The sequence below is a fragment of the Bradyrhizobium sp. 33ap4 genome (assembly GCF_032654765.1).
In the GTDB taxonomy this organism is placed as follows: domain Bacteria; phylum Pseudomonadota; class Alphaproteobacteria; order Rhizobiales; family Xanthobacteraceae; genus Bradyrhizobium; species Bradyrhizobium australafricanum.
Map to the genome: position 1 here is coordinate 26,494 of NZ_JAUMTJ010000043.1, position 22,872 is coordinate 49,365.

Genomic DNA, 22,872 nt, shown 5'->3' on the forward strand with positions numbered 1-22,872 from the left:
TGTCTCATGCTTTGGCAGCGCGGCCAAGCCGTGATAGGCAAGCAGCAACGAGCATGAACCGGGCCCGGAAGGCCGCGCTGGCGCAAAGTGGCAGCCGGTTTTCCGAAAAGGTCATGCTCAAACAACTAAAAATGTTCAGGGATCGCCAAATGTCCAGTTCCGCAACATCACGTGTCGCCGTCATCGGGCTGGGCTCGATGGGATACGGCATGGCGACCTCACTCAGGCGGGCCGGTTTCGAGGTGACCGGCTGCGACGTCGCGGCCGATGCGGTGGCGCGCTTCGTCGCCGACGGCGGCAAGGGCGCCAAGTCGCCGGCCGAGGCGGCCCGGGATGCCGACATTGTCGTCAGCGTCGTCGTCAACGCGGCGCAGACTGAAGGGATCCTGTTCGGCAAGGACGGCGTCGCCGAGACCTTGGCCAAGGACGCGGTCTTCATCTCCTCGGCGACCATGGACCCTGATATCGCGCGGCGCCTCGCAAAGCAGCTCGAGGCGACCGGCCGGCACTATCTCGATGCCCCGATCTCCGGCGGCGCGCAGCGCGCGGCGCAGGGCGAATTGACGATTCTCGCCTCCGGCAGCGCCGCGGCATTTGCGAAGGCGCGGCCGGCGCTGGATGCGATGGCGGCAAAGCTCTACGAGCTCGGCGATGCCGCGGGGCAGGGCGCCGCGTTCAAGATGATCAACCAGCTGCTGGCCGGCGTGCATATCGCGGCCGCCTCCGAGGCGATCGCATTCGCCGCCAAGCAGGGGCTCGACATCCGCAAGGTCTATGAGGTGATCACCGCCTCCGCCGGCAATTCCTGGATGTTCGAGAACCGCATGCCGCATGTGCTCGACGGCGACTATGCGCCGCGCAGCGCCGTCGAAATTTTTGTGAAGGACCTCGGCATCATCCAGGACATGGCGCGCAATGCACGCTTCCCGGTGCCGGTCTCGGCCGCGGCCTTGCAGATGTTCCTGATGACCGCGGCCGCCGGCATGGGCCGCGACGACGATGCGTCGGTGGCGCGGATGTATGCGCAGGTTACCGGCACCAAGCTTCCAGGCGAGAAATAAGAGGATCCTGCAATGCCCCGTTTTGCCGCCAACCTCACCATGATGTTCAACGAGGTCCCGTTCCTCGACCGCTTCGAGGCGGCCGCGAAGGCGGGCTTCACCGCGGTCGAGTTCCTGTTTCCTTACGACCATCCGGCCGAGGAGGTCGGCAAGCGGCTGAATGGCAATGGGCTGACGCAGGCGCTGTTCAACCTGCCGCCGGGCGACTGGAACGCCGGCGAGAAGGGGTTTGCCGCGCTGCCGGACCGTTTCGCCGACCTCCAGCAAAGCCTGAAGACCGCACTGCCCTATGTGCAGGCGACCGGCGTCAAGCGGGTGCATCTGATGGCGGGAATAGCCGACCGCAGCGATGCCAGGGCGGTCGCCGCGTTTCGCAAATCGGTCGCCCATGCCGCAGAGTTCTTCGCGCCGCACGGCCTCGACGTCGTGATCGAGCCGATCAATCCGCGCAACGTGCCCGGCTACTTCCTCAACGACTTCATCTTCGCGCGCGATCTGATCAACGAGCTTGGTATCGCGAACCTGAAGCTGCAGTTCGACATCTACCACTGCCAGATCATCCATGGCGACGTCACCATGCGGCTGCGTGAAATGATGCCGATCATCGGCCACGTCCAGATCGCGTCGATCCCCTCGCGCAACGAGCCCGACGGCGAGGAGCTGAACTATCCGTTCCTGTTCGGCGAGCTCGACCGGCTCTGCTACGGCGGCTTCGTCGGCTGCGAGTACAATCCGCGCGGCAAGACCACCGACGGTCTCGCCTGGTTCAAGCCCTATGCCGGAGTGAAGCCGTGACGCGAGCCGGAAAACTGTCTCTCGGTTGCATCGCCGACGACTATACCGGCGCCTCCGACCTCGCCAACACGCTGACCCGCGCCGGCCTGCGCACGGTGCAGACCATCGGCGTGCCTGCGGACGATCTCGCGCTGCCCGAGGTCGACGCCGTCGTGGTGTCGCTGAAGAGCCGTTCGATCGAGGCCGGCCTCGCCGTGACGCGTTCGCGCGCAGCGGAGGCCTGGCTGCGCGGCCGCGGTGCCAAACATATCCTGTTCAAGATCTGCTCGACCTTCGATTCAACCGATGCCGGGAACATCGGCCCCGTGATGGACGCGCTGCGCGCCGATTCCAGGGATGCCATCGTGCTGGTGACTCCGGCATTCCCGGAGACCGGCCGCACCGTCTACCAGGGCAATCTGTTCGTCGGCTCGGTGCCGCTGAACGAGAGTCCGCTGAAGGACCACCCGCTCAACCCGATGCATGATTCCAATCTGGTTCGCGTGCTGGCGCGGCAAAGCACGACCAAGGTCGGCCTGGTCGATCTGGCGACGCTGAGCCGTGGCGCGGACGCCGTCCGGGCAAAGCTCGCCGAGCTCACGCAAAGCGGCATCGGCGCCACCATCGTCGATGCGGTGTTCGACCGCGACCTCGAGACCATCGGGCAGGTCGCGCTGGATCACCGTCTTTCAGTCGGCGCTTCCGGGATCGGGCTTGGCCTGGCGCGGGCGCTGGTCGCCGCGAGCAAGGCCAAACCGGACAGCGCGAATGCGATGCTGGCGACGCCGGTCGGCGGCCCGGCGGCGTGCCTTGCCGGCAGTTGCTCGCAGGCGACCCTGCGCCAGATCGCAAACGCCGAGAAAGTGATGCCGGTCCTGCACCTCGATCCCGAGCAGGTGGTCGCCGGCAAGGACGAAACGCAGCGTGCGCTCGCCTGGGCCAGAGACCGGCTCGGGGCGGGGCCAATCCTGATTGCGAGCAGCTCGACCCCGGATCAGGTGGCAGCTGTGCAATCCCGTCATGGTCGCGATGCAGCCGGGCATGCCATCGAGCAGGCGATGGCCGACATCGCGGATGGTCTGGTGCAGTCGGGCGTGCACAGGCTGGTGGTCGCCGGTGGTGAAACTTCGGGCGCCGTGGTCGATCGCCTGCGCATTCCTGGATTCCTGGTCGGTTCGGAAATCGCCGCCGGCGTGCCGGTTCTGCGAGCGGTCGGCGCCGGGAGAGGCGAGATGGTGCTTGCCCTGAAATCAGGCAATTTCGGCGGGCCGGAGTTTTTCTCGGATGCGCTCGTGTTGATGCCTTGATGCGGCTGGCGCGCATCATGCCACGGTGTCGAAGAGCGCCTCCGTAGTTCAACGGGGAACCAAATTAACCCTACTTAAGGAGGGGGGCTGGCTTTGATGTCTGCGGCGTCCCGCCACGCCCCCAGCCATTCGATCGGGCTTCGCGAGCCCGATATCAAGAGACCCCCACGATGTTCGCCAAATTCTCGATCCGCGCCAAGATTATTGCCGTGGTTGCGTTCCTGCTTGTCGCGATGACGGGCATGGGCCTGCTCGCGGTCGTGAATTTACGGTCGATCAACGCCAACACTGTCGACATCACGACGAGCTGGCTGCCGAGCGTGCGTGCGCTCGGCGATCTGCGCGCCGGCGTCATCACCTATCGCAACGTGATCCGCGAGCACATGCTGTCCGAGACGCTGGAGGACAAGCTCGCGCAGGAGAAGACCCTGACCTCGGTGGTCGACGCCAACCTCAAGGTCCGCGCGATCTACGAGCCGCTGATCGCGACCCCCGCGGAGCGCGCGCTCTACGATCAATGGGTCGATGCCTGGACCCGTTACAAGAAGGGAACCGAGGAGGTGATGGCGCTGTCGCGCAGGGATGTCGGCAAGGCCCCGCACGATGCGCATGAGCTGAACGCCAAGACCGTCAACAAGATCGGCCTCGAGGCCGACGAGATCCTGCGCAAGGACATCGAGCTCAACAATGCCGGCGCCGACAAGGCGGCGCAGGAGGCGGCAAACAGCTACGCGTCGGCCGTCATGCTGCTTGCGATGATCCTTGGCGCCGCCATCATCGTCGGCGTCGGCGTCAGCTTCCTGATGATCCGCGACGTCTCGGCCGGCATCGCCTCGATCGTGAGCCCGATGCAGGCGCTGGGCCGCGGTGACCTGACCGCAAACGTCCCGCATCAGGGCGAGAAGACCGAGATCGGCGCGATGGCCGATACGCTGCAGGTGTTCAAGGAAGCCCTGGTCGCCAAGAAGGCGGCCGATGAAGCCGCGGCTGCCGACGCCGAAGCCAAGATCGAGCGCGGCCGCCGGGTCGACACCATCACCCGCAATTTCGAACAGATGATCGGCGAGATCGTGCAGACCGTGTCGTCGGCCTCGACCCAGCTCGAAGCCTCCGCCGGCACGCTGTCGTCGACCGCCCGGCGTTCGCAGGAGCTGACCACCTCGGTTGCCGCGGCGTCCGAGGAGGCCTCGACCAATGTCCAGTCGGTGGCGTCGGCGACCGAGGAGCTGTCGTCGTCGGTGACCGAGATCAGCCGCCAGGTGCAGGAGTCGGCACGGATGGCCGGCGATGCCGTCGGCCAGGCGCGCACCACCAACGATCGCGTCAGCGAGCTGTCGAAGGCCGCCGCGCGGATCGGCGACGTCGTCGAGCTGATCAACACCATTGCCGGCCAAACCAATTTGCTGGCGCTGAACGCCACCATCGAGGCGGCACGCGCCGGCGACGCCGGCCGCGGCTTCGCCGTGGTGGCGTCCGAGGTGAAGGCGCTGGCCGAGCAGACCGCCAAGGCGACCGGCGAGATCGGCCAGCAGATCGCCGGCATCCAGACCGCGACCCAGGAGTCGGTCGGCGCGATCAAGGAAATCTCCTCGACCATCGAACGGCTGTCGGAAATCTCGTCCACCATTGCGGCCGCGGTCGAAGAGCAGGGCGCGGCGACGCAGGAAATCTCCCGCAACGTGCAGCAGGCGGCGCAGGGCACCCAGCAGGTCTCGGCCAACATCACCGACGTCCAGCATGGCGCCAACGAGACCGGCTCGGCGTCGAGCCAGGTGCTGTCGGCGGCCCAATCGCTCTCGGGCGACAGCAGCCGCCTCAAGCTCGAGGTCAGCAAGTTCCTCGACGCCGTCCGCGCCGCCTGATCCGGCGGCGCCGCTCGGGCGGCCGCCATCCTTCGCCTAACCGATGCCGACGTGGTGGGCTGACCCGGCCCATCACGTTTTACATTTTCGCAGAGCAGCGATGCGTTAACCTCGCGTCGGCCGAAATAGCATCCTCGGCCGGCTCGCATTCGCAGCAGAGCCGTCTCTTTTTGACGATGATCCGCACGCGATCGGCGGCACTGCGCCCGGCATGGTCGCTCGGAGCGCGCAGCCTCACGCACTATGCCGAGGAAGTGAAAGCCGCCGCGGCTCCGCGGGTTGGCGTTTTGCCCGGCATCGGGTAAATCGGCCGGTACGGAACGGCTTTTGCAATGTCGATTCCTCTGCCTGGGCGGGCTTCATTTCGGGAACGCTTGTTTTATGATCGCACTGGTCCGTATCGCGCTGAGCCGGCCATATACTTTCGTCGTGCTCGCGATCCTGCTGTTGATTATCGGACCGCTGGCGGCGTTGCGCACGCCGACCGACATCTTCCCAGACATCCGCATCCCCGTGATCGGCGTGGTCTGGCAGTACACCGGCCTGCCGCCGGACCAGATGTCCGGCCGCATCACCACGCCGTTCCAGCGCGCGCTGACCACGACCGTCAACGACATCGAGCACATCGTCGCCAATTCCTATAACGGCGTCGGCATCATCAAGATCTTCTTCCAGCCCAACGTCGACATCCGCACCGCCAATGCGCAGGTCACCGCGATCTCGCAAACCCTGCTCAAGCAGATGCCGCCGGGCGCGACGCCGCCGCTGATCCTGAACTACAGCGCCTCGACGGTTCCGATCATCCAGGTCGCGCTGTCGGGCGAGGGACTGACCGAGCAGAACCTCGCCGATATCGGCATCAACCAGCTGCGCACGCCGCTGGTCACGGTGCCTGGTGCGGCGATCCCGTATCCGTTCGGCGGCAAGCAGCGCCAGGTCCAGATCGATCTCAATTCGACCGCGTTGCAGGCGCGCGGCCTGTCGGGTCAGGACGTCGCCAATGCGCTCGCCGCGCAGAACCTGATCACGCCGGTCGGCACGCAGAAGATCGGCAATTTCGAATACACCATCAACCTCAACAACTCGCCGCTGCGGCTCGAGGAGCTCGGCGACCTGCCGATCAAGCAGGTCAACGGCGCGATGGTCTATGTGCGTGACGTCGCGTCGGTCCGCGACGGTAATCCGCCGCAAACCAACATCGTCCATGTCGACGGCAACCGCTCGGTCTTGATGATGGTGCTGAAGGCCGGCGCCACCTCGACGCTCGATATCATCTCCGGCATCAAGCAGAAGGTGATCGAGGTCAAGGACCAGATGCCGGACGCGCTGAAGATCGGCTTCATCGGCGACCAGTCGGTGTTCGTCCGCGGCGCGATCACCGGCGTCGCGTTCGAGGGCGTGATCGCCGCGCTGCTCACCAGCATCATGATCCTCTTGTTCCTCGGCAGCTGGCGCTCGACCGTCATCATCGCGGTGTCGATCCCGCTGTCAGTGCTCGGCGCCATCATCATGCTGTCCCTGATCGGCGAGACGCTGAACATCATGACGCTCGGCGGCCTCGCGCTCGCGGTCGGCATCCTGGTCGACGACGCCACGGTGACGATCGAGAACATCAATTATCACCTCGAGCAGGGCAAACCCGTCGAGCAGTCGATCCTCGATGGCGCCAACCAGATCGTGACGCCGGCCTTCGTCTCCTTGCTCTGTATCTGCATCGTGTTCGTGCCGATGTTCTTCCTCACCGGCGTGGCGCGCTTCCTGTTCGTGCCGATGGCCGAAGCGGTGATGTTCGCGATGATCTGGTCGTTCATCCTGTCGCGCACCCTGGTGCCGACCATGGCGAACTATCTGCTGCAGGCGCATGTGCATCATGAGGGCGCGCCGCCGAAGTCGCGCAATCCTTTGGTCTGGTTCCAGCGCGGCTTCGAGGCGCGGTTCGAGCGCATCCGAAGCGGCTATCGTGGCCTGCTCGCGATGGCGCTCGGTCATCGCACGGTGTTCGTGAGCTGCTTTCTCGCAGTCGTCGCCGCGTCGTTCCTCTTGGTGCCGTTCCTCGGGCGCAACTTCTTCCCGTCGGTCGACGCCGGCAACATCCTGATGCATGTCCGCACCCAGGTCGGCACCCGCGTCGAGGAGACCGCCAACCAGCTCGCCGACATCCAGAAGGCGATCCGCAAGCTGGTGCCCGGCGAGATCGAGACCATGACCGACAACATCGGCATGCCGATCTCCGGCATCAACATGACCTACAACAACACCGGCGTGATCGGTCCGCAGGACGGCGACATCCAGATCCGCCTCAAGGAAGGCCACAAGCCGACCGAACAGCATGTCCGCGCACTGCGTGAGCAATTGCCGCGGCTGTTCCCGGGCACCAGCTTCGCGTTCCTGCCGGCCGACATCGTCAGCCAGATCCTGAACTTCGGCGCGCCGGCGCCGATCGACCTGCAGATCCGCGGCGCCAATCTCGAGGCCAACTTCGCCTATGCCAACAAGCTGCTGGCCGGGATCAAGCGCATCCCCGGCATCGCCGATGCGCGGATCCAGCAGTCGCCGAACAACCCGACCTTCAACATCGATGTCGACCGCACCCGCGCGCAATATGTCGGCCTGACCGAGCGCGACGTCACCAACTCGCTGGTGGTCAACCTCGCCGGCTCCTCGCAGGTGGCGCCGACCTATTATCTCAATCCCGATAACGGCGTGTCGTATTCGATCGTGATGCAGACGCCGCAATACCAGATCGACTCGCTGAGCGCGCTGCAGACCCTGCCGATCACCGCGACCGGCAACACCCAGGCACCGATCCTCGGCGGCATCGCCGACATCAAGCGCGCGACCTCGAGTGCGGTGGTGTCGCAATATGACATCCAGTCGCTGGTGCAGATCTACGCCACGACGCAAGGCCGGGATCTCGGCGGCGTCGCGACCGACGTGCGCAAGCTGATCGCCGACACTGCCAAGGAGGTGCCGAAGGGCTCGTCCGTGGTGCTGCTCGGCCAGGTGCAGACCATGAACTCGGCCTTCACCGGCCTCTTGTTCGGCCTGCTCGGCGCCGTCGTGCTGATCTACTTCCTGATCGTCGTGAACTTCCAGTCCTGGTCGGACCCGTTCGTGATCATCACGGCGCTGCCCGCTGCGCTCGCCGGCATTGTCTGGATGCTGTTCACGACGGAGACCACGCTGTCGGTTCCGGCGCTCACCGGCGCCATCATGTGCATGGGTGTGGCGACGGCCAACAGCGTGCTCGTGATCAGCTTCGCCCGCGAGCGCTATGAGGAACTCGGCGATCCCGTCGCGGCGGCCCTGGAAGCCGGCTTCGTCCGGTTCCGCCCGGTGCTGATGACCGCGCTTGCCATGATCATCGGCATGGCGCCGATGGCGCTGGGGCTGGGCGAGGGCGGCGAGCAGAACGCGCCGTTGGGCCGGGCCGTGATCGGCGGCCTGATCTTCGCCACCTTCGCGACGCTGATGTTTGTTCCCGTGGTATTCAGTATGGTACACAAGAAGCAAGGCGCCAAAGCCGCCGCCTCATCGGAGATTCCGCATGCCGCCCACTGAAAAGCGCCCCCCGGTCTCACGCCGGAAGCTGGGCATCTTCGGCGTGGTGGCCCTGGTAGGGGCGGGCCTGATCGTCGGCACCGGGATCCGCGCCCGCGAGGAACAGGACACGCGGCTGAAGGAATGGACCGACGACCAGGCCATTCCGACCGTCGCGGTGGCGCTGCCCAATGCCAAGGCGCTGAGCCCCACGATCGACCTGCCGGGCCGGCTCGAGGCCTATTCCCGCGCGCCGATCTATGCCCGGGTATCCGGCTATCTCAAGAACTGGGACGCCGACATCGGCGCCCGCGTCAAGGCCGGCCAGGTGATCGCCGAGATCGAGGCGCCCGACCTCGACCAGCAATTGCTGCAGGCGCGCGCCGATCTCGCCAGCGCCCAGGCCTCGGCCAAGCTCTCCGAGGCCACGCTGAACCGGCGCAAGACGCTGGTGGCCTCGAACTTCGTCTCCGCCCAGGAGATCGACGAGCGTACCGCCGACCTTTCCAACAAAAACGGCGCGGTCAAGGCCGGCCAGGCCAATGTCGAGCGGCTGGAAGCGCTCGCCGGATACAAGAAGATCACGGCGCCGTTCGACGGCGTGGTGACCTCGCGCGACACCGACGTCGGCGCGCTGATCAACGCCGGCGGCAACTCGGGCCCGGCGATGTTCACGATCTCGGACATCACCAAGCTGCGCGTCTATGTCAACGTGCCGCAGAACTACGTCCCGGCGATCAAGATCGGCGCCAAGGCGACGCTGGCACTGCCGGACTACCCGAACCGCACCTTCCAGGCGACGGTGGAAGCCTCCTCGCAGGCGGTCGATGTCGCCTCCGGCACGACGCGAATGCAGCTCGGGCTCGACAACTCCTCCGGCGAATTGATGCCGGGCAGCTATGCCAGCGTGAAGCTCAATTTGCAGCGCGAATCCACGCCGCTCAGCATTCCCGCCAGCGCGCTGATCTTCAACAGCAGCGGCCTGCGGGTCGCAACCGTCGGTCCTGACGACAAGGTGCTGTTCAAGACCGTGAAGATCGGCCGCGACCTCGGCAAGGAGATCGAGATCGCGACCGGCCTCGCGCCCGACGACCGCATCATCACCGCCCCGCCGGACGGACTCGCCGACGGCGACCATGTCCGCGTCACCGGTGCCGGCGCCAAGGGCAAGCCGACCACGGCATCCGAAAAGCAGGACGTGAAGGGTTAGGGGAGAAGCCGCCCCTTTACTTCGTCATGCCCGGGCTTGGCCCGGGCATCCACGTATTACTTTCTTTCACGAGGCAAAGACGTGGATGGCCGCGACAAGCCCGGCCATGACAGCGTCGGTAGGTCAGCCCACCCGCCATTCCAGCATGCCATCGCCGGCGGTGACGATGTCGCCGGTGGTACCGACCGGCGTGCGGTCCATGTCCTGCAGATAGGCCAGCGTCGCCGTGTCGCTCGCCGGGATGCGGCCGAGCGTGCGCCGGCCGTCCTCGGTGCGCAGCATGGTGACGCCATGCTCGACTTCGCCATTGGCGCGATAGATCACGGTGAAGGCCTCGATCTTGCCCTTTCCCGCAGCCTCGGCGGTGAAGTCGGGCACGTTGCGCCTGTTGCGGTCGGCCTCCGCCTGCACGGACGTGTCCTGCTTGAGCGCGACGTTCGGCGCCGCGCGCGACAGCACGAGGCCATGATGCTTGGTGACGAAGCCGCCCTGGCCATAGAGCAGGCCGAGCGTGCCGCCGCTTCGGAGCTTGCGCACCATCGCGCAGGCCGAGTGCGTCATGTAGGTGTTGAGCGGCGCGCCGAAGAACGTCAGACCACCCGTCACGGTCGGCTGCACGTCGGCACCGAGGCCGAGCGTCCGGCGCGCCATCTTGGGTACGCAGGGGAAGCAGCTATAGAGCTCGATCGCGTCGAACTTCTTGCCGTCGCCGCCGACGAGATCCATCACCGCCTTCAGCACCGCGGTCTGCGCGTGGCTTTCGACGAACTGATCGCGGATCAGATAGTCGCGCGGCTCTTCCGCCGAGGCGCCGCCGAGCGGATAGATCAGCTTGTCCTCCGGCACGCCGGCCGCGCGCGCCTTCGCGAGGCTGGTCAGGATCAGCGCGCCGCCCATGTTCACCGTCGGGTTCGCCACCATCAGCTTTGTATACGGCCAGGCGATCATCCGGTTGTCGGGCGTGGCCGTGGTGATCTCGTCGCCGGTGAACGTCTTCTTCAGCCACGAGTTCGGATTGTCGGCCGCGACGCGCGCATAGGTCGACCATAGCTCGCCCGATTCCTTCAGCGCGTCGCGCGGCGTCTGGCCCCAATGCGCCGATGTTGCGGATTCATAGAGCGGATAGACCGTGATCGGCCTGAACACGCCGAGGCTCACGGCCATCGGCTTCTGGAACGCGGCGCCGCGCTTCGGCTCCTCCACGTCGTGCGCGAACGGCGTCCACGGCAGCTCCACGCCGGCACGCTGCGCCTTGGTCGCCGTCGACTGCGCCTCCGCGCCACAGACCGCGGCGACGCTGCATTCGCCGCGCGCAATGCGTTGCGCAGCCTCGTGCAGATAGCGGATCGGACTCTCGCCGCCGACCGGGCCGTAATAGAGATGCGAAGGCTGAATGCCGAGCCGTGCGGCGAGCTGCTTCTCGGGATCGCGGTAGCGCCAGCTCAGGAAGTTGACGACGTCGAGCGACTGCACGTCGGACAGCAGCCTGGCGCCGCTGTCCGCCTCGGCGCGCTTCAGCGCCTCCTCAAGCAGCGTGAGCGGCTCGAGGCCGGCGGCGATGTCCTTCGGACGATCGACAATTTCGCCGACGCCGACGATGACGGGAATGCGGTCTTCGGGGATGCTGTTCGACATTCTTGTTGGTTCACTCTGCGGTCTTGGGCTCGATGGTTGTTATGGGCGTCATTGCGAGCGAAGCGAAGCAATCCATGTTCCGACACGGGGAAAGGTGGATTGCTTCGTCGCTTCGCTCCTCGCAATGACGGCGGGGAGGGATCGTCACTCCGCCACCAGCGCGTTCATGTGCTCGACAGCTTCGACGAACTCTTCCTTGAACTCCTGCACCACGGCGCCGGCGGATTTGACGCTGTCGATCAGGCCGACGCCTTGGCCGACGAAATAGCTGACGAGGTCGCGGGCCTTCTCGTTACCACCAGCTGCGGCGCGGTCGATCGCGTTGAAGGCGTCGCGGCTGATGATGCTTTGCAGCGGCATCGGCAGCGCGCCGGGGCTTTCCGGCGAGCGGTCCCAGGCATCGGTCCAGACCGAGCGGAGCTGCCGCGCCGGCTTGCCGGTGCGGCCCTTGGAGCGCACCGCGTCGCGCGAGGAGGCCGCGATCATCTTCTCGCGGAAGATCTCCGACGTCTCCGATTCCACCGTGGCCAGCCACACCGAGCCGGTCCAGGCGCCGGCCGCGCCCATCGCCATGCAGGCCGCCATCTGGCTGCCGGTCATGATGCCGCCGGCGGCGAGCACCGGCACGTCGCGGATCTTTTTGACCGCCTTGATCACCTCCGGCACCAGCACCATGGTCGAGACCTCGCCGCAATGGCCGCCGGCTTCGGTGCCCTGCGCGACCAGGATATCGACACCGGCCGCGACCTGGCGCAGCGCGTGCTCCTTGGAGCCGACCAACGCCGCCACCGGCACGCCGTGCTTGCGCCCCATCTCGATCATCGCCTTCGGCGGCACGCCGAGCGCATTCGCGATCAGCCGGATCGGATGCCGGAACGAGACTTCGAGCAGTTGCAGCGCGGTCTCGGCGTCGAACGGCTGCGGCTGGTTGTCGGCGACGTTGCGGCCGGTCAGCTCGATGTCGTATTTCTTCAAGAGATTGCGGGTGAAGTCGCGATGCTCCTGCGAGACCCGCGCCTCGAGGCTTTTCCAGGTGACGTTCTTCTCGCCGGCGGTCGAGATGTTTTCCGGGATCAGCACGTCGATGCCATAAGGCTTGCCGTCGACATGCGCGTCGATCCACTTCAACTCCTGCTCCAGCGTCTCCGGCGAATGCGCGGTCGCGCCGAGCACGCCGAAGCCGCCGGCGCGGCTGACCGCCGCCACCACGTCGCGGCAATGGCTGAAAGCGAGCAGGGGGAAGTCTATCCCCAGCATATCGCAGATCGGTGATTTCATGGACTGGTTCTCTCCCGGCGGCTGCTTCTTGTGCTTGTTGGCGTCAGCCGCTGCAACGCTATCGCATCACGGTCCGCGAAGCCAAGCGGGTTTCGGCCACGGCGATCTTGCGTGCAGGCGCTGCTCCGGCTGCATCCCTCGCAGCGCATTCCGCTGGATAGAAAATGCGATCCGCGGGGTGGGCAAAGCGCAGCCCGCGCACCATCTAGTGCGGACATGGGGATGGGCACGGCGCCGCCGCGCCACCTGGCAAGAACATGAATCGGGAGCCAACGACGTGAATGACATTCCTGCCTACGAGCCGCCGAAAGTCTGGACCTGGAACAAGGAGAGCGGTGGGCGCTTCGCCAGCATCAACCGGCCGATCGCCGGTCCCACCCACGACAAGGAACTGCCGGTCGGCCGCCATCCGCTGCAACTCTACTCGCTGGCGACGCCGAACGGCGTCAAGGTCACCGTGATGCTGGAAGAGCTGCTGGCGGCGGGTCACAAGGGCGCGGAATACGACGCCTGGCTGATCAAGATCGACGGCAACCAGTTCGGCAGCGGCTTCGTCGCGGTCAATCCGAACTCGAAGATTCCGGCGCTGATGGACCGCAGCGGAAAGGAGCCGATCAGGGTGTTCGAATCGGGCTCGATCCTGGTGTACCTCGCGGAAAAGTTCGGCGCGTTCCTGCCGACCGACGTCAAGACCCGCGCCGAAACCTTCTCCTGGCTGTTCTGGCAGATGGGCGCCGCGCCCTATCTCGGCGGCGGCTTCGGCCATTTCTACGCCTATGCGCCGACCAAGATCGAATACGCCATCGACCGCTTCGCGATGGAGGTGAAGCGCCAGCTCGACGTGCTCGACCGCCGGCTCGCCGACAACGAGTATCTCGCGGGCGATGTCTACACCATCGCCGACATGGCGGTGTGGCCCTGGTACGGCAGCCTCGCCAAGGGTCTGCTTTACGGCGGCGGCGAATTCCTCTCGGTGCAGGACTACAAGAACGTGCAGCGCTGGACCGATGCGATCGCGGCACGGCCCGCGGTGAAGCGCGGACGCATGGTCAACCGCACCTGGGGCGAGCCGTCGAGCCAGCTCCATGAGCGCCACGACGCCAGCGATTTCGAAACGAAGACGCAGGACAAGATCGGCGAGCCGGTGGCGTCGTGACGAAACGCGTCATGGCCGGGACAAGCCCGGCCATGACGAAATGACAGCTTTGCCAACCCGCCCTGCGATCACCCCAACAGATCGTCATACTCCGGATGCTTCTTCATGAAGCCCTGGATGAATTCGCATTTCACGACGAGCTTGATGCCCTGCGCGCGGACGGCGTCGAGCGTGGCGCGTGCGAGCTTGGAGCCGATCCCGCGGCCGCCAAGCTCCGGCGGCACCTCGGTGTGCACAAGCGTGATCGTGTCCGGCGTCTTTCGGTAGACCACGAAAGCGGTTGAGCCGTCGACGGCGAGCTCGAACCGGCTCTGCGCTTCGTTGTCGCGGAATGTTTCGCTCATTGTCTGATCCTCTATTTCTTTGTGCCCTCGGCCGCGGGAAACACCACGCGGTCGTCGGTGCGGCAGTAGCGGTCGGCGAACATGCGGCCGATCGGGTGGTAGCGCTCCATGTGGACGCGCATCGCCTCGCGGTCCCACAATTCGTCGCGGATGTGGAAATGGATGCCTTCGCCCATGATCAGCTGGCGGTCGCCATTGACGTCGATCAGCTTCCAGGTCTTGCACTCCATCGCGAACGGCGCCTGGGCGAGGCGAGGGACTGCGATCTTGCTTGAGGGCGCGAGCTTGAGGCCGAGATAATCGGGCTCGCCGATCTCGGGCGGGAAGTCGCCGGAGGTCTCATGCATCGCTTGCGCCAGGGGCTCGTCGGTCAGGTTGACCACGAATTCGCCGAGACGCTGGATGTTGACCAACGTGTCCTTCTCGCGGCCGTCGGGCCTGCGGTTGACCGCGAACATGCAGAGCGGCGGATCCTCGCAGAACACATTGAAGAACGAGAACGGCGCCGCATTGACCACGCCGTCCGCGCTCGTGCTCGTCACCCAGGCGATCGGCCGCGGCAGCACGAAGGAGGTCAGCACCTTGTAGCGTTCGCGCTGGGTGAGGTCGCTTGGGGAATATTCCATGGGATGTCCGGAAGTTCGTAGGGCGGGTTAGCGAAGGGTAACCCGCCGCGAGCGGACCGCAAAGCAAAAGGCGGGACACGCTCGCGCGAACCCGCCTTGCAGACTTGCTTGTTTGTTCCTTGGAGCGCTCTTCCCTTACCTCGCCCCGCCTGCGGGGAGAGGTCGGATCGCATCGTCAGATGTGATCCGGGTGAGGGGGATTCTCCGCGAGACTATCTCTCACCGTGCTTGCGGAGGCAGCCCCTCATCCCGGCCTTCTCCCCGCAAGAGCGGGGAGAAGGAGAAGAAGCGACTACGGCATGCTCAGTTCGTGGCGGCCGACCACCATCCAGTGCACCTCGTCCGGACCGTCGGCGAAGCGGAGATGGCGGACGTCCTGGTACATTTCGCCGAGCGGCGACCACTGCGAGATGCCGGTGGCGCCGTGCATCTGGATCGCCTGGTCGATCAGCTTGCAGGCGCGTTCGGGCACCATGGCCTTGACCATCGAGACCCAGACGCGGGCTTCCTTGTTGCCGAGCACGTCCATCGCCTTGGCCGCCTTCAGCACCATCAGCCGCATCGCTTCGATCTCGCAACGCGCCTGGGCGATGATCTGCATGTTGCCGCCGAGATGGGCGATCTTCTTGCCGAAGGCCTCGCGGGTCAGGCCACGCTGCACCATCATGTCGAGCGCCTTCTCGGCCTTGCCGATGGTGCGCATGCAGTGATGGATGCGGCCCGGTCCGAGGCGGACCTGCGAAATCTCGAAGCCGCGGCCTTCGCCGAGCAGCATGTTTTCCTTCGGCACCTTGCAATTGTTGAAGCGCAGATGCATGTGGCCGCGCGGCGCGTGGTCGTGGCCGAACACGTGCATGGGCCCGAGGATCTCGACGCCGGGGGTGTCGATCGGCACCAGGATCTGCGACTGTTGCTTGCTCGGCGCGGCGTCGGGATTGGTCTTCACCATCACGATCATGATCTTGCAGCGCGGATCGCCGGCGCCGGAGATGTAATACTTCTCGCCGTTGATCACCCACTCGTCGCCGACGAGCTTTGCGGTGGTCGAGATGTTCTTGGCGTCGGAGGAGGCGACGTTCGGCTCGGTCATCGCATAGGCCGAGCGGATCTCGCCATTGAGCAGCGGCTTCAGCCACTTCTCCTTCTGCGCCTTGGTGCCGACGCGCTCCAGCACCTCCATGTTGCCGGTGTCGGGCGCCGAGCAGTTCATGGTCTCGGAGGCCAGCGGGCTCTTCCCGAGCTCGGCGGCGATGTAGGCGTAGTCGAGGTTGTTGAGGCCTTCGCCGGTTTCTGCATCGGGCAGGAAGAAGTTCCAGAGGCCGACTTCCTTGGCCTTGTCCTTGGCCTTCTGCAGGATCGCGAGCTGCTCGTCCGTGAAGCTCCAGCGGTTGGTCTTCTTCTCGCCGGCGCGATAGAACTCGACCGACATCGGGTCGACCGTGTCGCGGATGAACTGCTTCACATGGTCGTAGAGCGGGCGGACCTTGTCCGACATGCGCAGGTCATTGAGCTCGTCGCCTGGACTGAGCGTGTAGTTCGTGGTGCGCGGCACATAGGCATGTTTCACTGTCTTTTCTCCCTCGCGAAGGCGCGTTTCGCGGCGGACAATAGACGCGTGCGACGCGAAGCGCGAGTACCGATTTTCCGATCACCGCTACCGCATCGCGGAATTTCGCGACGGCGTTTCAAACGTTGTTTGAACGCCGCCGCGTACAGCGTGAAAAGAGTCCGGCGGACGCCGGTTAGCTCATCCGATGCATCGCGCAGATCTTGTTGCCGTCGAGGTCGCGCAGATAGGCGAGATAGAGCTTCACGCCAGAACCTTCCCGTACGCCCGGCGGGTCCTCGCAAGGCTTGCCGCCATTGGCGACGCCGGCCGCGTGCCAGGCATGGACCTGCTCCGGCGAAGAGCAGGCAAAGCCGATCGTGCCGCCATTGGCATGCGTCGCCGGTTCGCCGTTGATCGGCTTGGACACCATGAAAATGCCGGCCTTGGTGAGGTACATGATGCGGTGACCGTCAACCCGGGCCGGCCGGACATCAAGCGTGCCAAGCAGCGCATCATAAAATGCCTTGGCCTTGTCGAGATCGTTGGTGCCAACCATCACGTGTGAAAACATCTGAAATATCCTCCCTGCTTGTTAAAAGCCGCCTCATTGCGTCCCTTGCGGCTCAAACGCTAGCAGCAGTTTTGCCGCGACGGAAGCGACGCTGCGTCGCGCGTTGTTCTATCCGTCGCTCTCCGGCCGTCATTCCACGCCGCGCAACTGCGCCGCGAGGGTGCGGATGTATGACTCAACCGCGCGCCACATATTCAGCGTCGTCCCGTTGAAGGCCGGGACCCATAACCACCGATGTCATTTGTGGTGCGATGCTGGTACGACGAGTCCCGTTCACAACATCCGCCGCGGCGTATGGGTCCCGGCCTTCGCCGTGACGACGGCGTTGATGCGGCAAGAGCCGGGCTAGAACGCCGTGTACCCGCCGTCGATCACAAAACAATCCGCCGTATGATAGGACGACGCCTTGCTCATGATGTAGACGGCGATGCCGCCGAAATCGCTCGGCTCGCCGAAGCGGCGCAGGGGGATGCGCGGCATCACATTGGCGACGAACTTGTCGTTGGCCATGATGCCGGCGGTCATGTCGCTCTTGATCCAGCCGGGCAGGATCGCGTTCGCTGTGACGCCGTGGCGCGCGAGCTCGACGCCGAGTGCGCGGCACAGCGCGTTCAGCGCCGCCTTGGTGCCGGCATAGTGCTCGTTGCGCGCGGTGCCGAACAGCGAGGCGAGGCTCGAGGTGGCGACCAGCCGGCCGAACTTGTCGCCGGCCTCGGCGCGGTCGGTCATGTGGCGTGCCGCAGCCTGGAATACGTGAAACACGCCGTCGAGATTGGTCGCGAACATCTTGCGCCATTCCTCCTGGGTGCGGTCGATGAAGGCTCTACGTCCGCCGCCGCCGATGCCGGCGTTGGCGAAGCAGCCGTCGACGCGGCCGAAGGTGTCCAGCGTCGCCTTCATCGCGGTCCTGACCGAGCCGGGATCGCTGACGTCGCAGAATTGCGTCGCGACCTTGCCGGGGCCGGCCTTCATCGAGGCCGCGGCGTTGGCGTTTTTTTCCGCGTTGCGGCCCCAGATCGAGACGTTGCAGCCGGCAGCGTTCAGCGCCTGCGCGATGCCGAGGCCGATGCCGCCATTGCCGCCGGTGATGACAGCGACGCGGCCGGTGAGATCGAAGATGCCACTCATTGGGGTTTCCATTTGGTTTGGTGCGCGCTAATCACGCGTTCACGGATGGGCTTGCCGCCGACCATGGACAAGCCCGGCACAAAAATCAAATATGGGTCGAAGCATCGACCTACCGCGGTACCCACCGCCGAAACAACGTGAAGAGGAAACCATGCAGTTCAAGCACGTCACGCTCGACTTCGACGGATCAGTCGCGATCCTGAGGCTCGACCACCAGGAAGTCATGAACGCGGTCTCGATCGACATGCTGGGCGGGCTTGCCGAGGCACTCGATGCGATCGACGACAAGCGCGACGAGGTGCGCTGCCTAGTGATTACGGGCGCGGGCCGTGCTTTCTGCACCGGCGCCAACCTGCAGGGCCGCAACCAGCAGAAGCCCGGCAAGAGCAATGCCGGCGCGGCGCTGGAAACCGCGTTCCATCCGTTCCTGCGTCGGTTGCGTAAGCTGCACTGTCCGATCGTGACGGCGGTGAACGGCCCGGCCGCCGGCGCCGGCATGAGCTTCGCCCTGATGGGCGACCTCATCCTGTGCGCGCGTTCGTCGTATTTCCTGCAGGCATTCCGCCGCATCGGCCTGGTGCCGGATTGCGGCTCGACCTGGCTGTTGCCGCGGCTGATCGGCAAGGCGCGCTCGGTCGAGCTGTCGCTGCTCGGCGAGCGGCTGCCGGCCGAGAAGGCGCTGGAGTGGGGTCTCGTCAACCGCGTCTATGACGACGCCGCGCTGATGGAAGAAACCATGAAGCTCGCGCACGATCTCGCCAACGGCCCGACGGTGGCGTTGTCGCTGATCCGCAAGCTCTATTGGGACAGCCCGGAAAATACCCTCGAGGATCAGCTCAATCTGGAATTCGAGTCGCAGCGCCTTGCCGGCAGCGCCGAGGATTTCAAGGAAGGTGTCACCGCATTCCTCGAGAAGCGGCCGGCGAAGTTCAAGGGCAAATGATCGAGACCGAACTCACCCGCTGCGTCGCCTCGTTTCATCCCGGCGCGACCGGCGTCACCGGCGCCGCAAAACTCTCCGGCGGCGCCAGCCAGGAGACCTGGTCGTTCGACATCGTGCACCCGAACGGCACTGTCGGCGCGATCCTGCGCCGCGCGCCGCCGGGCTACGGTGCCGCGCCGGGCCGCGCCGCCGGCCTCGATGCCGAGGCGACGCTGATGCAGCTCGCGCATGACGCGGGCCTGCCGTCGCCGAAGGTGATGCATGTCTTGAGGCCGGAGGACGGCCTTGGCCGCGGCTTCATCATGGCGCGGGTCGAAGGCGAGACCATCGCGCGGAAAATTTTGCGCGACGAGGGATTTGCCGGCGCGCGGCCGATTCTCGCCCGCCAGCTCGGCCGCGTCATCGCCGGCATCCATGGCCTGCCGAAGGCCAAGCTGCCGAAGCTGCGCAGCCTGACCGCGACCAGGGAGATCGAGGATCTCTCCCGCGAGTATCACAGCTTCAACTGGCCGCGGCCGGTGTTCGAATTGGCGCTGCGCTGGCTGCGCGATCACGATCCCGGTCCGTCGTCGGAGACGACGCTGGTGCATGGCGATTTCCGCCACGGTAATCTGATCATCGGTCCCGACGGGGTGCGCGCGGTGCTCGACTGGGAGCTCGCGCATACCGGCGATCCGATGGAGGATCTCGGATGGATCTGCGTCAACTCATGGCGCTTCGGCGAGATCGACAAGCCGGTCGGCGGTTTCGGCACGCGCGAAGATTTGTTCGCGGGCTATGAGGAAGCCGGCCGCAGGGCCGACCCCGAGCGCGTGATGTTCTGGGAAGTGATGGGCACGCTGCGCTGGGGCGTGATGTGTTGCGGCATGATGCAGCGCTTCCGAAGCGGCCCGGATCACTCGATGGAGCGCGCGATGATCGGGCGGCGCGCGTCGGAGACCGAGATCGATCTGCTGCGGTTGCTGGCGCCGCGCGCATGATCCCGGAACGTGGAGACCGGTCTTCGGAATCGATCATGCGCAAGAAAGAGAGCAAGTGACATGCAGGACGAACCGACACCCACCGAACTGATCAAGGCCGTCGCCGACTTCCTGCGCAGCGAGATCGCGCCCGCGATCAAGGGGCACCACGGCTTCAAGCTGCGCGTCGGCATCAACGCGCTCGACCTGGTGACGCGGCAGCTCGCGCTCGCCGAGGCCGGCGATGCGACCGAGGCCGCGCGGCTGAAGCAATTGCTGGGCACCGACGGGACGCTGATGGAGCTGAACCGCGTGCTGTCGGAGAAGATCGCAGGTGGCGAGGTCGATCTGAAAACGCCGGGGCTATCGGAGCATCTCTGGCAGACCACGATGGACAAGCTCGCCGTCGACCAGCCGAACTACGCGTCCTACAAGCGGGAGCTCGGAAAGTAGGATGGGTAGAGCGAAGCGAAACCCATCAGGACCACGCGCCAAGCCTCGATGGGTTTCGCTACGCTCTACCCATCCTACGTCGTCATGAGAGGATTGCCGTCATTCCGGGATGGTGCGTCAGCACCAGACCCGGAATGACGAGATTCCGGGTTCGATGCTTCGCATCGCCCCGGAATGACAGAAGGGACGTGCTACCGCCCCAGCCACTTCGGCGGGCGCTTCTCCGAAAACGCCTTCGGGCCCTCGATGTAATCCTGCGAGGCGGCCATCGCCTTCACCGCCGGATAGTCGCGCTGCTCGGCCAGTGCCTGCTCGAGCGAGACTTCGAGACCCTTCTGGATCGCCTGCTTGGAGGCGCGGATCGACATCGGCGAGTTCTTGGTGATGGTCTCGGCCCAGCGCTCGGCGGCTGCCAGCGCCTCGCCCTGCGGCACCACCTCGTTGACGAAGCCGAGTTCGAGGCCTTCCTTGGCGCTGACATGGCGGGCGGTCAGGATCATGCCCATGGCGCGTTTCAGCCCGATCTGGCGCGGCAGCCGGTGCAGGCCGCCGGCCAGCGCAGCGAGGCCGACGCGCGGCTCGGGCAGGGCGAAGGTCGCATTCTCGGAAGCGATGATCAGATCGCAGGCCAATGCGATCTCGAAGCCGCCGCCCATCGCGACGCCGTTGACTGCGGCGATGATCGGCTTGTCGCAGTCGAAGCGGGTGGTCAGGCCGGCGAAGCCGCCCTTGTCCCAGCCGCGCTTGCCTCCGGCAGCCTGCCATTTCAGGTCGTTGCCGGCGCAGAACGCCTTGTCGCCGGCGCCGGTGACGATCGCGACCCACTGCTCGGGATCGGCGGAGAACTCGTCGAACACCTTGTTGAGCTCGAAATGCGCGTCGATATGCAGCGCGTTGTAGACCTCGGGCCGCGACAGCGTCACGATGGTGATGGGACCCCTGCGCGTCACCTTGGAGAATTTCAGATCCATGTTTGCTCCCGTCGATTTTCTGCGGCGAAGAATATTGCTGATATCCTAGCGCCTGCGCGTCGTTCCGTGCCATCCAATTACGCAAGGCGACCGCGCGTGCAAGCCTCGCTCGCCTGCTTGACTTGGCGACAGGCTTCTCACCTTAATCGATCCGAACGCGGATGCGCGACAGCGTCTAGACGCAAAATCAGAATCAACAATATTTCCGGGAGAGACCGCCTTGGATTTCAACTTGCCGGCTGACCTGACAGCCTATCTCGCTGAGCTCGATCGCTTCATCGAACGCGAGATCAAGCCGCTGGAAGAGGCTGACGACAACATCCGCTTCTTCGACCATCGCCGTGAATGGGCGCGCACCGATTTCGACAAGGGCGGCCTGCCGCGCCATGAATGGGAGCTCTTGCTGCGCAAGGCCAAGAACCTGGCCGATGCCGCCGGCCATCTGCGCTTCGCGATCCCGAAGCGCTATGGCGGCAAGGACGGCTCCAACCTGTGGATGGCCGTGATCCGCGAACATTTTGCCTCAAAGGGTCTCGGTTTGCACAACGACCTGCAGAACGAACACTCGATCGTCGGCAATCTGCCGATCGTGACCATGCTCGACCGCTACGGAACCGACGAGCAGAAGGCGATGATCGACGGCTCGATCACCGGCAAGTACCGCATCACGTTCGGTCTGACCGAGCCCGAGCACGGCTCGGACGCCACCCATATGGAAACCAAAGCGGTTCAGGCCACGCGCGACAACGTCAAGGGCTGGATCATCAACGGCGAGAAGATGTGGACGACAGGCATGCATGTCGCCACCCACTGTGCGCTGTTTGCCCGCACCTCGGGCAATGACGGCGACGCGCGCGGCATCAGCTGCTTCCTGGTGCCGGCGAAATCGGCGGGGGTGAAGGTCGAAGAGTATATGTGGACCTTCAACATGCCGACCGACCATCCGCGGGTCAGCTTCACCGATGTGTTCGTGCCGGAGGATGCGCAGTTCGGCGAGGTCGGCCGCGGCCTGTCGCTGGCGCAATGCTTCGTGCACGAGAACCGCATCCGCCAGGCGGCGAGCTCGCTCGGCGCCGCGGTGTACTGCATCAATGAGAGCGTGAAATATGCTCGCGAGCGCAAGCCGTTCGGCAAGGCGCTGGCCGAGAACCAGGCGATCCAGTGGCCGCTGGTCGAGCTCGCGACCCAGGGCGAGATGCTGCGGCTGTTGATCCGCAAGACCGCCTGGGAGATGGATCAACTGACCCAGGCGCAGGTCGAGCACACGCTGTCCGACCGGGTCTCGATGTGCAATTTCTGGGCAAACCGTCTGTGCTGCGAAGCCGCCGACCGCGCGATGCAGGTGCATGGCGGCATGGGCTATTCGCGCCACAAGCCGTTCGAGCACATCTACCGCCATCACCGCCGCTATCGCATCACGGAAGGCAGCGAGGAGATCCAGAAGCGCAAGGTGGCGGGCTTCCTGTTCGGCTACATGGGAGCCGGCAAGCACTAACGCAGAGGAG

19 protein-coding genes are annotated in these 22,872 nt (G+C 65.3%); 11 read left to right on the forward strand and 8 right to left on the reverse strand.

Annotated features, from left to right (window positions below):
- Positions 1 to 53: 53 nt before the first annotated feature.
- The 6 genes from ltnD to Q2M23_RS29005 all read left to right on the forward strand — a co-directional run bounded on the left by ltnD (position 54) and on the right by Q2M23_RS29005 (position 9,754).
- Positions 54 to 1,061: an L-threonate dehydrogenase gene (gene ltnD, locus Q2M23_RS28980; protein ID WP_316397838.1), complete on the forward strand. Its 1,008-nt coding sequence runs from the start codon at positions 54 to 56 to the stop codon at positions 1,059 to 1,061.
- A gap of 12 nt (positions 1,062 to 1,073) precedes the next feature.
- A complete protein-coding gene (otnI, locus tag Q2M23_RS28985) occupies positions 1,074 to 1,856 on the forward strand; it encodes a 2-oxo-tetronate isomerase (protein WP_316397839.1) in 783 nt (260 codons plus the stop codon).
- The gene (gene otnK / locus Q2M23_RS28990) at positions 1,853 to 3,142 is read left to right on the forward strand and encodes a 3-oxo-tetronate kinase (protein WP_316397840.1); all 1,290 of its coding nucleotides are present in this window, start codon (positions 1,853 to 1,855) and stop codon (positions 3,140 to 3,142) included. The genes otnI and otnK overlap by 4 nt, the downstream gene beginning before the upstream one ends.
- A 170-nt stretch (positions 3,143 to 3,312) precedes the next feature.
- Complete coding sequence (locus tag Q2M23_RS28995) at positions 3,313 to 5,004, forward strand: methyl-accepting chemotaxis protein (RefSeq protein ID WP_057017651.1); 1,692 nt, start codon at positions 3,313 to 3,315, stop codon at positions 5,002 to 5,004.
- A 381-nt stretch (positions 5,005 to 5,385) separates the two neighbouring features.
- Positions 5,386 to 8,565, forward strand: a complete 3,180-nt coding sequence (locus Q2M23_RS29000) for an efflux RND transporter permease subunit (protein WP_168857530.1) — start codon at positions 5,386 to 5,388, stop codon at positions 8,563 to 8,565.
- Positions 8,552 to 9,754 (forward strand): efflux RND transporter periplasmic adaptor subunit, encoded by a 1,203-nt coding sequence (locus Q2M23_RS29005; RefSeq protein WP_057017653.1) that lies wholly within the window; start codon positions 8,552 to 8,554, stop codon positions 9,752 to 9,754. The genes Q2M23_RS29000 and Q2M23_RS29005 overlap by 14 nt, the downstream gene beginning before the upstream one ends.
- Before the next feature lie 123 nt (positions 9,755 to 9,877).
- Here the strand turns inward: Q2M23_RS29005 and Q2M23_RS29010 are convergent, their stop codons facing one another.
- Together Q2M23_RS29010 and Q2M23_RS29015 are read right to left on the reverse strand one after the other, a co-directional pair.
- Positions 9,878 to 11,389, reverse strand: a complete 1,512-nt coding sequence (locus Q2M23_RS29010; protein WP_316397843.1) for an acetyl-CoA acetyltransferase — start codon at positions 11,387 to 11,389, stop codon at positions 9,878 to 9,880.
- Positions 11,390 to 11,533: 144 nt separating this feature from the next.
- Positions 11,534 to 12,667, reverse strand: a complete 1,134-nt coding sequence (locus Q2M23_RS29015; RefSeq protein WP_057015745.1) for a nitronate monooxygenase — start codon at positions 12,665 to 12,667, stop codon at positions 11,534 to 11,536.
- Positions 12,668 to 12,944: 277 nt separating this feature from the next.
- On the opposite strand from Q2M23_RS29015, the gene yghU reads away from it, so the two are divergent.
- Positions 12,945 to 13,823 carry a glutathione-dependent disulfide-bond oxidoreductase gene (yghU, locus tag Q2M23_RS29020; RefSeq protein ID WP_076827192.1) on the forward strand — a complete coding sequence of 293 codons (879 nt, stop codon included), beginning with the start codon at positions 12,945 to 12,947 and terminating at the stop codon, positions 13,821 to 13,823.
- A gap of 68 nt (positions 13,824 to 13,891) precedes the next feature.
- On the opposite strand, the gene Q2M23_RS29025 is transcribed toward yghU, so the two are convergent.
- The 5 genes from Q2M23_RS29025 to Q2M23_RS29045 all read right to left on the reverse strand — a co-directional run bounded on the left by Q2M23_RS29025 (position 13,892) and on the right by Q2M23_RS29045 (position 18,041).
- Positions 13,892 to 14,167, reverse strand: coding sequence for a GNAT family N-acetyltransferase (locus tag Q2M23_RS29025; protein ID WP_050386047.1), 276 nt, complete (start codon positions 14,165 to 14,167; stop codon positions 13,892 to 13,894).
- 11 nt (positions 14,168 to 14,178) lie between these two features.
- Positions 14,179 to 14,793 carry a flavin reductase family protein gene (locus Q2M23_RS29030; protein WP_316397845.1) on the reverse strand — a complete coding sequence of 205 codons (615 nt, stop codon included), beginning with the start codon at positions 14,791 to 14,793 and terminating at the stop codon, positions 14,179 to 14,181.
- Positions 14,794 to 15,085: 292 nt separating this feature from the next.
- On the reverse strand, positions 15,086 to 16,360 hold the full coding sequence (locus tag Q2M23_RS29035; RefSeq protein ID WP_057015742.1) for an acyl-CoA dehydrogenase family protein: 1,275 nt from the start codon (positions 16,358 to 16,360) through the stop codon (positions 15,086 to 15,088).
- A 175-nt stretch (positions 16,361 to 16,535) separates the two neighbouring features.
- Positions 16,536 to 16,913: a VOC family protein gene (locus Q2M23_RS29040; RefSeq protein WP_057015741.1), complete on the reverse strand. Its 378-nt coding sequence runs from the start codon at positions 16,911 to 16,913 to the stop codon at positions 16,536 to 16,538.
- A gap of 345 nt (positions 16,914 to 17,258) precedes the next feature.
- The gene (locus tag Q2M23_RS29045) at positions 17,259 to 18,041 is read right to left on the reverse strand and encodes an SDR family oxidoreductase (protein ID WP_316397847.1); all 783 of its coding nucleotides are present in this window, start codon (positions 18,039 to 18,041) and stop codon (positions 17,259 to 17,261) included.
- A gap of 151 nt (positions 18,042 to 18,192) precedes the next feature.
- Between Q2M23_RS29045 and Q2M23_RS29050 the strand changes: the two genes are divergently transcribed.
- The 3 genes from Q2M23_RS29050 to Q2M23_RS29060 are packed head-to-tail and all read left to right on the forward strand — an operon-like array spanning position 18,193 to position 20,396.
- Complete coding sequence (locus Q2M23_RS29050) at positions 18,193 to 18,984, forward strand: enoyl-CoA hydratase/isomerase (RefSeq protein WP_018270541.1); 792 nt, start codon at positions 18,193 to 18,195, stop codon at positions 18,982 to 18,984.
- A complete protein-coding gene (locus Q2M23_RS29055; RefSeq protein WP_057015739.1) occupies positions 18,981 to 19,964 on the forward strand; it encodes a phosphotransferase family protein in 984 nt (327 codons plus the stop codon). Before Q2M23_RS29050 ends, Q2M23_RS29055 begins: the two co-directional genes overlap by 4 nt.
- A gap of 60 nt (positions 19,965 to 20,024) precedes the next feature.
- Positions 20,025 to 20,396: a DUF6285 domain-containing protein gene (locus Q2M23_RS29060; RefSeq protein WP_316397849.1), complete on the forward strand. Its 372-nt coding sequence runs from the start codon at positions 20,025 to 20,027 to the stop codon at positions 20,394 to 20,396.
- Between the two features lie 191 nt (positions 20,397 to 20,587).
- Here Q2M23_RS29060 and Q2M23_RS29065 read toward each other — a convergent pair whose 3' ends face one another.
- The gene (locus Q2M23_RS29065; protein WP_076827202.1) at positions 20,588 to 21,367 is read right to left on the reverse strand and encodes an enoyl-CoA hydratase-related protein; all 780 of its coding nucleotides are present in this window, start codon (positions 21,365 to 21,367) and stop codon (positions 20,588 to 20,590) included.
- A gap of 220 nt (positions 21,368 to 21,587) precedes the next feature.
- Between Q2M23_RS29065 and Q2M23_RS29070 the strand changes: the two genes are divergently transcribed.
- Complete coding sequence (locus Q2M23_RS29070) at positions 21,588 to 22,862, forward strand: acyl-CoA dehydrogenase family protein (RefSeq protein WP_316397850.1); 1,275 nt, start codon at positions 21,588 to 21,590, stop codon at positions 22,860 to 22,862.
- Positions 22,863 to 22,872: the final 10 nt, after the last annotated feature.

Bases quoted from the DNA above. Each gene is read 5' to 3' on its own strand.
- Q2M23_RS29005 (WP_057017653.1), top strand. From the start codon at position 8,552: ATGCCGCCCACTGAAAAGCGCCCCCCGGTCTCACGCCGGAAGCTGGGC.
- Q2M23_RS29045 (WP_316397847.1), bottom strand. From the start codon at position 18,041: ATGAGTGGCATCTTCGATCTCACCGGCCGCGTCGCTGTCATCACCGGC.
- Q2M23_RS29050 (WP_018270541.1), top strand. From the start codon at position 18,193: ATGCAGTTCAAGCACGTCACGCTCGACTTCGACGGATCAGTCGCGATC.
- Q2M23_RS29010 (WP_316397843.1), bottom strand. From the start codon at position 11,389: ATGTCGAACAGCATCCCCGAAGACCGCATTCCCGTCATCGTCGGCGTC.
- Q2M23_RS29000 (WP_168857530.1), top strand. From the start codon at position 5,386: ATGATCGCACTGGTCCGTATCGCGCTGAGCCGGCCATATACTTTCGTC.
- Q2M23_RS29025 (WP_050386047.1), bottom strand. From the start codon at position 14,167: ATGAGCGAAACATTCCGCGACAACGAAGCGCAGAGCCGGTTCGAGCTC.
- Q2M23_RS29040 (WP_057015741.1), bottom strand. From the start codon at position 16,913: ATGTTTTCACACGTGATGGTTGGCACCAACGATCTCGACAAGGCCAAG.
- Q2M23_RS29015 (WP_057015745.1), bottom strand. From the start codon at position 12,667: ATGAAATCACCGATCTGCGATATGCTGGGGATAGACTTCCCCCTGCTC.
- Q2M23_RS29030 (WP_316397845.1), bottom strand. From the start codon at position 14,793: ATGGAATATTCCCCAAGCGACCTCACCCAGCGCGAACGCTACAAGGTG.
- ltnD (WP_316397838.1), top strand. From the start codon at position 54: ATGAACCGGGCCCGGAAGGCCGCGCTGGCGCAAAGTGGCAGCCGGTTT.
- Q2M23_RS29060 (WP_316397849.1), top strand. From the start codon at position 20,025: ATGCAGGACGAACCGACACCCACCGAACTGATCAAGGCCGTCGCCGAC.
- Q2M23_RS29055 (WP_057015739.1), top strand. From the start codon at position 18,981: ATGATCGAGACCGAACTCACCCGCTGCGTCGCCTCGTTTCATCCCGGC.
- Q2M23_RS28995 (WP_057017651.1), top strand. From the start codon at position 3,313: ATGTTCGCCAAATTCTCGATCCGCGCCAAGATTATTGCCGTGGTTGCG.
- Q2M23_RS29065 (WP_076827202.1), bottom strand. From the start codon at position 21,367: ATGGATCTGAAATTCTCCAAGGTGACGCGCAGGGGTCCCATCACCATC.
- otnI (WP_316397839.1), top strand. From the start codon at position 1,074: ATGCCCCGTTTTGCCGCCAACCTCACCATGATGTTCAACGAGGTCCCG.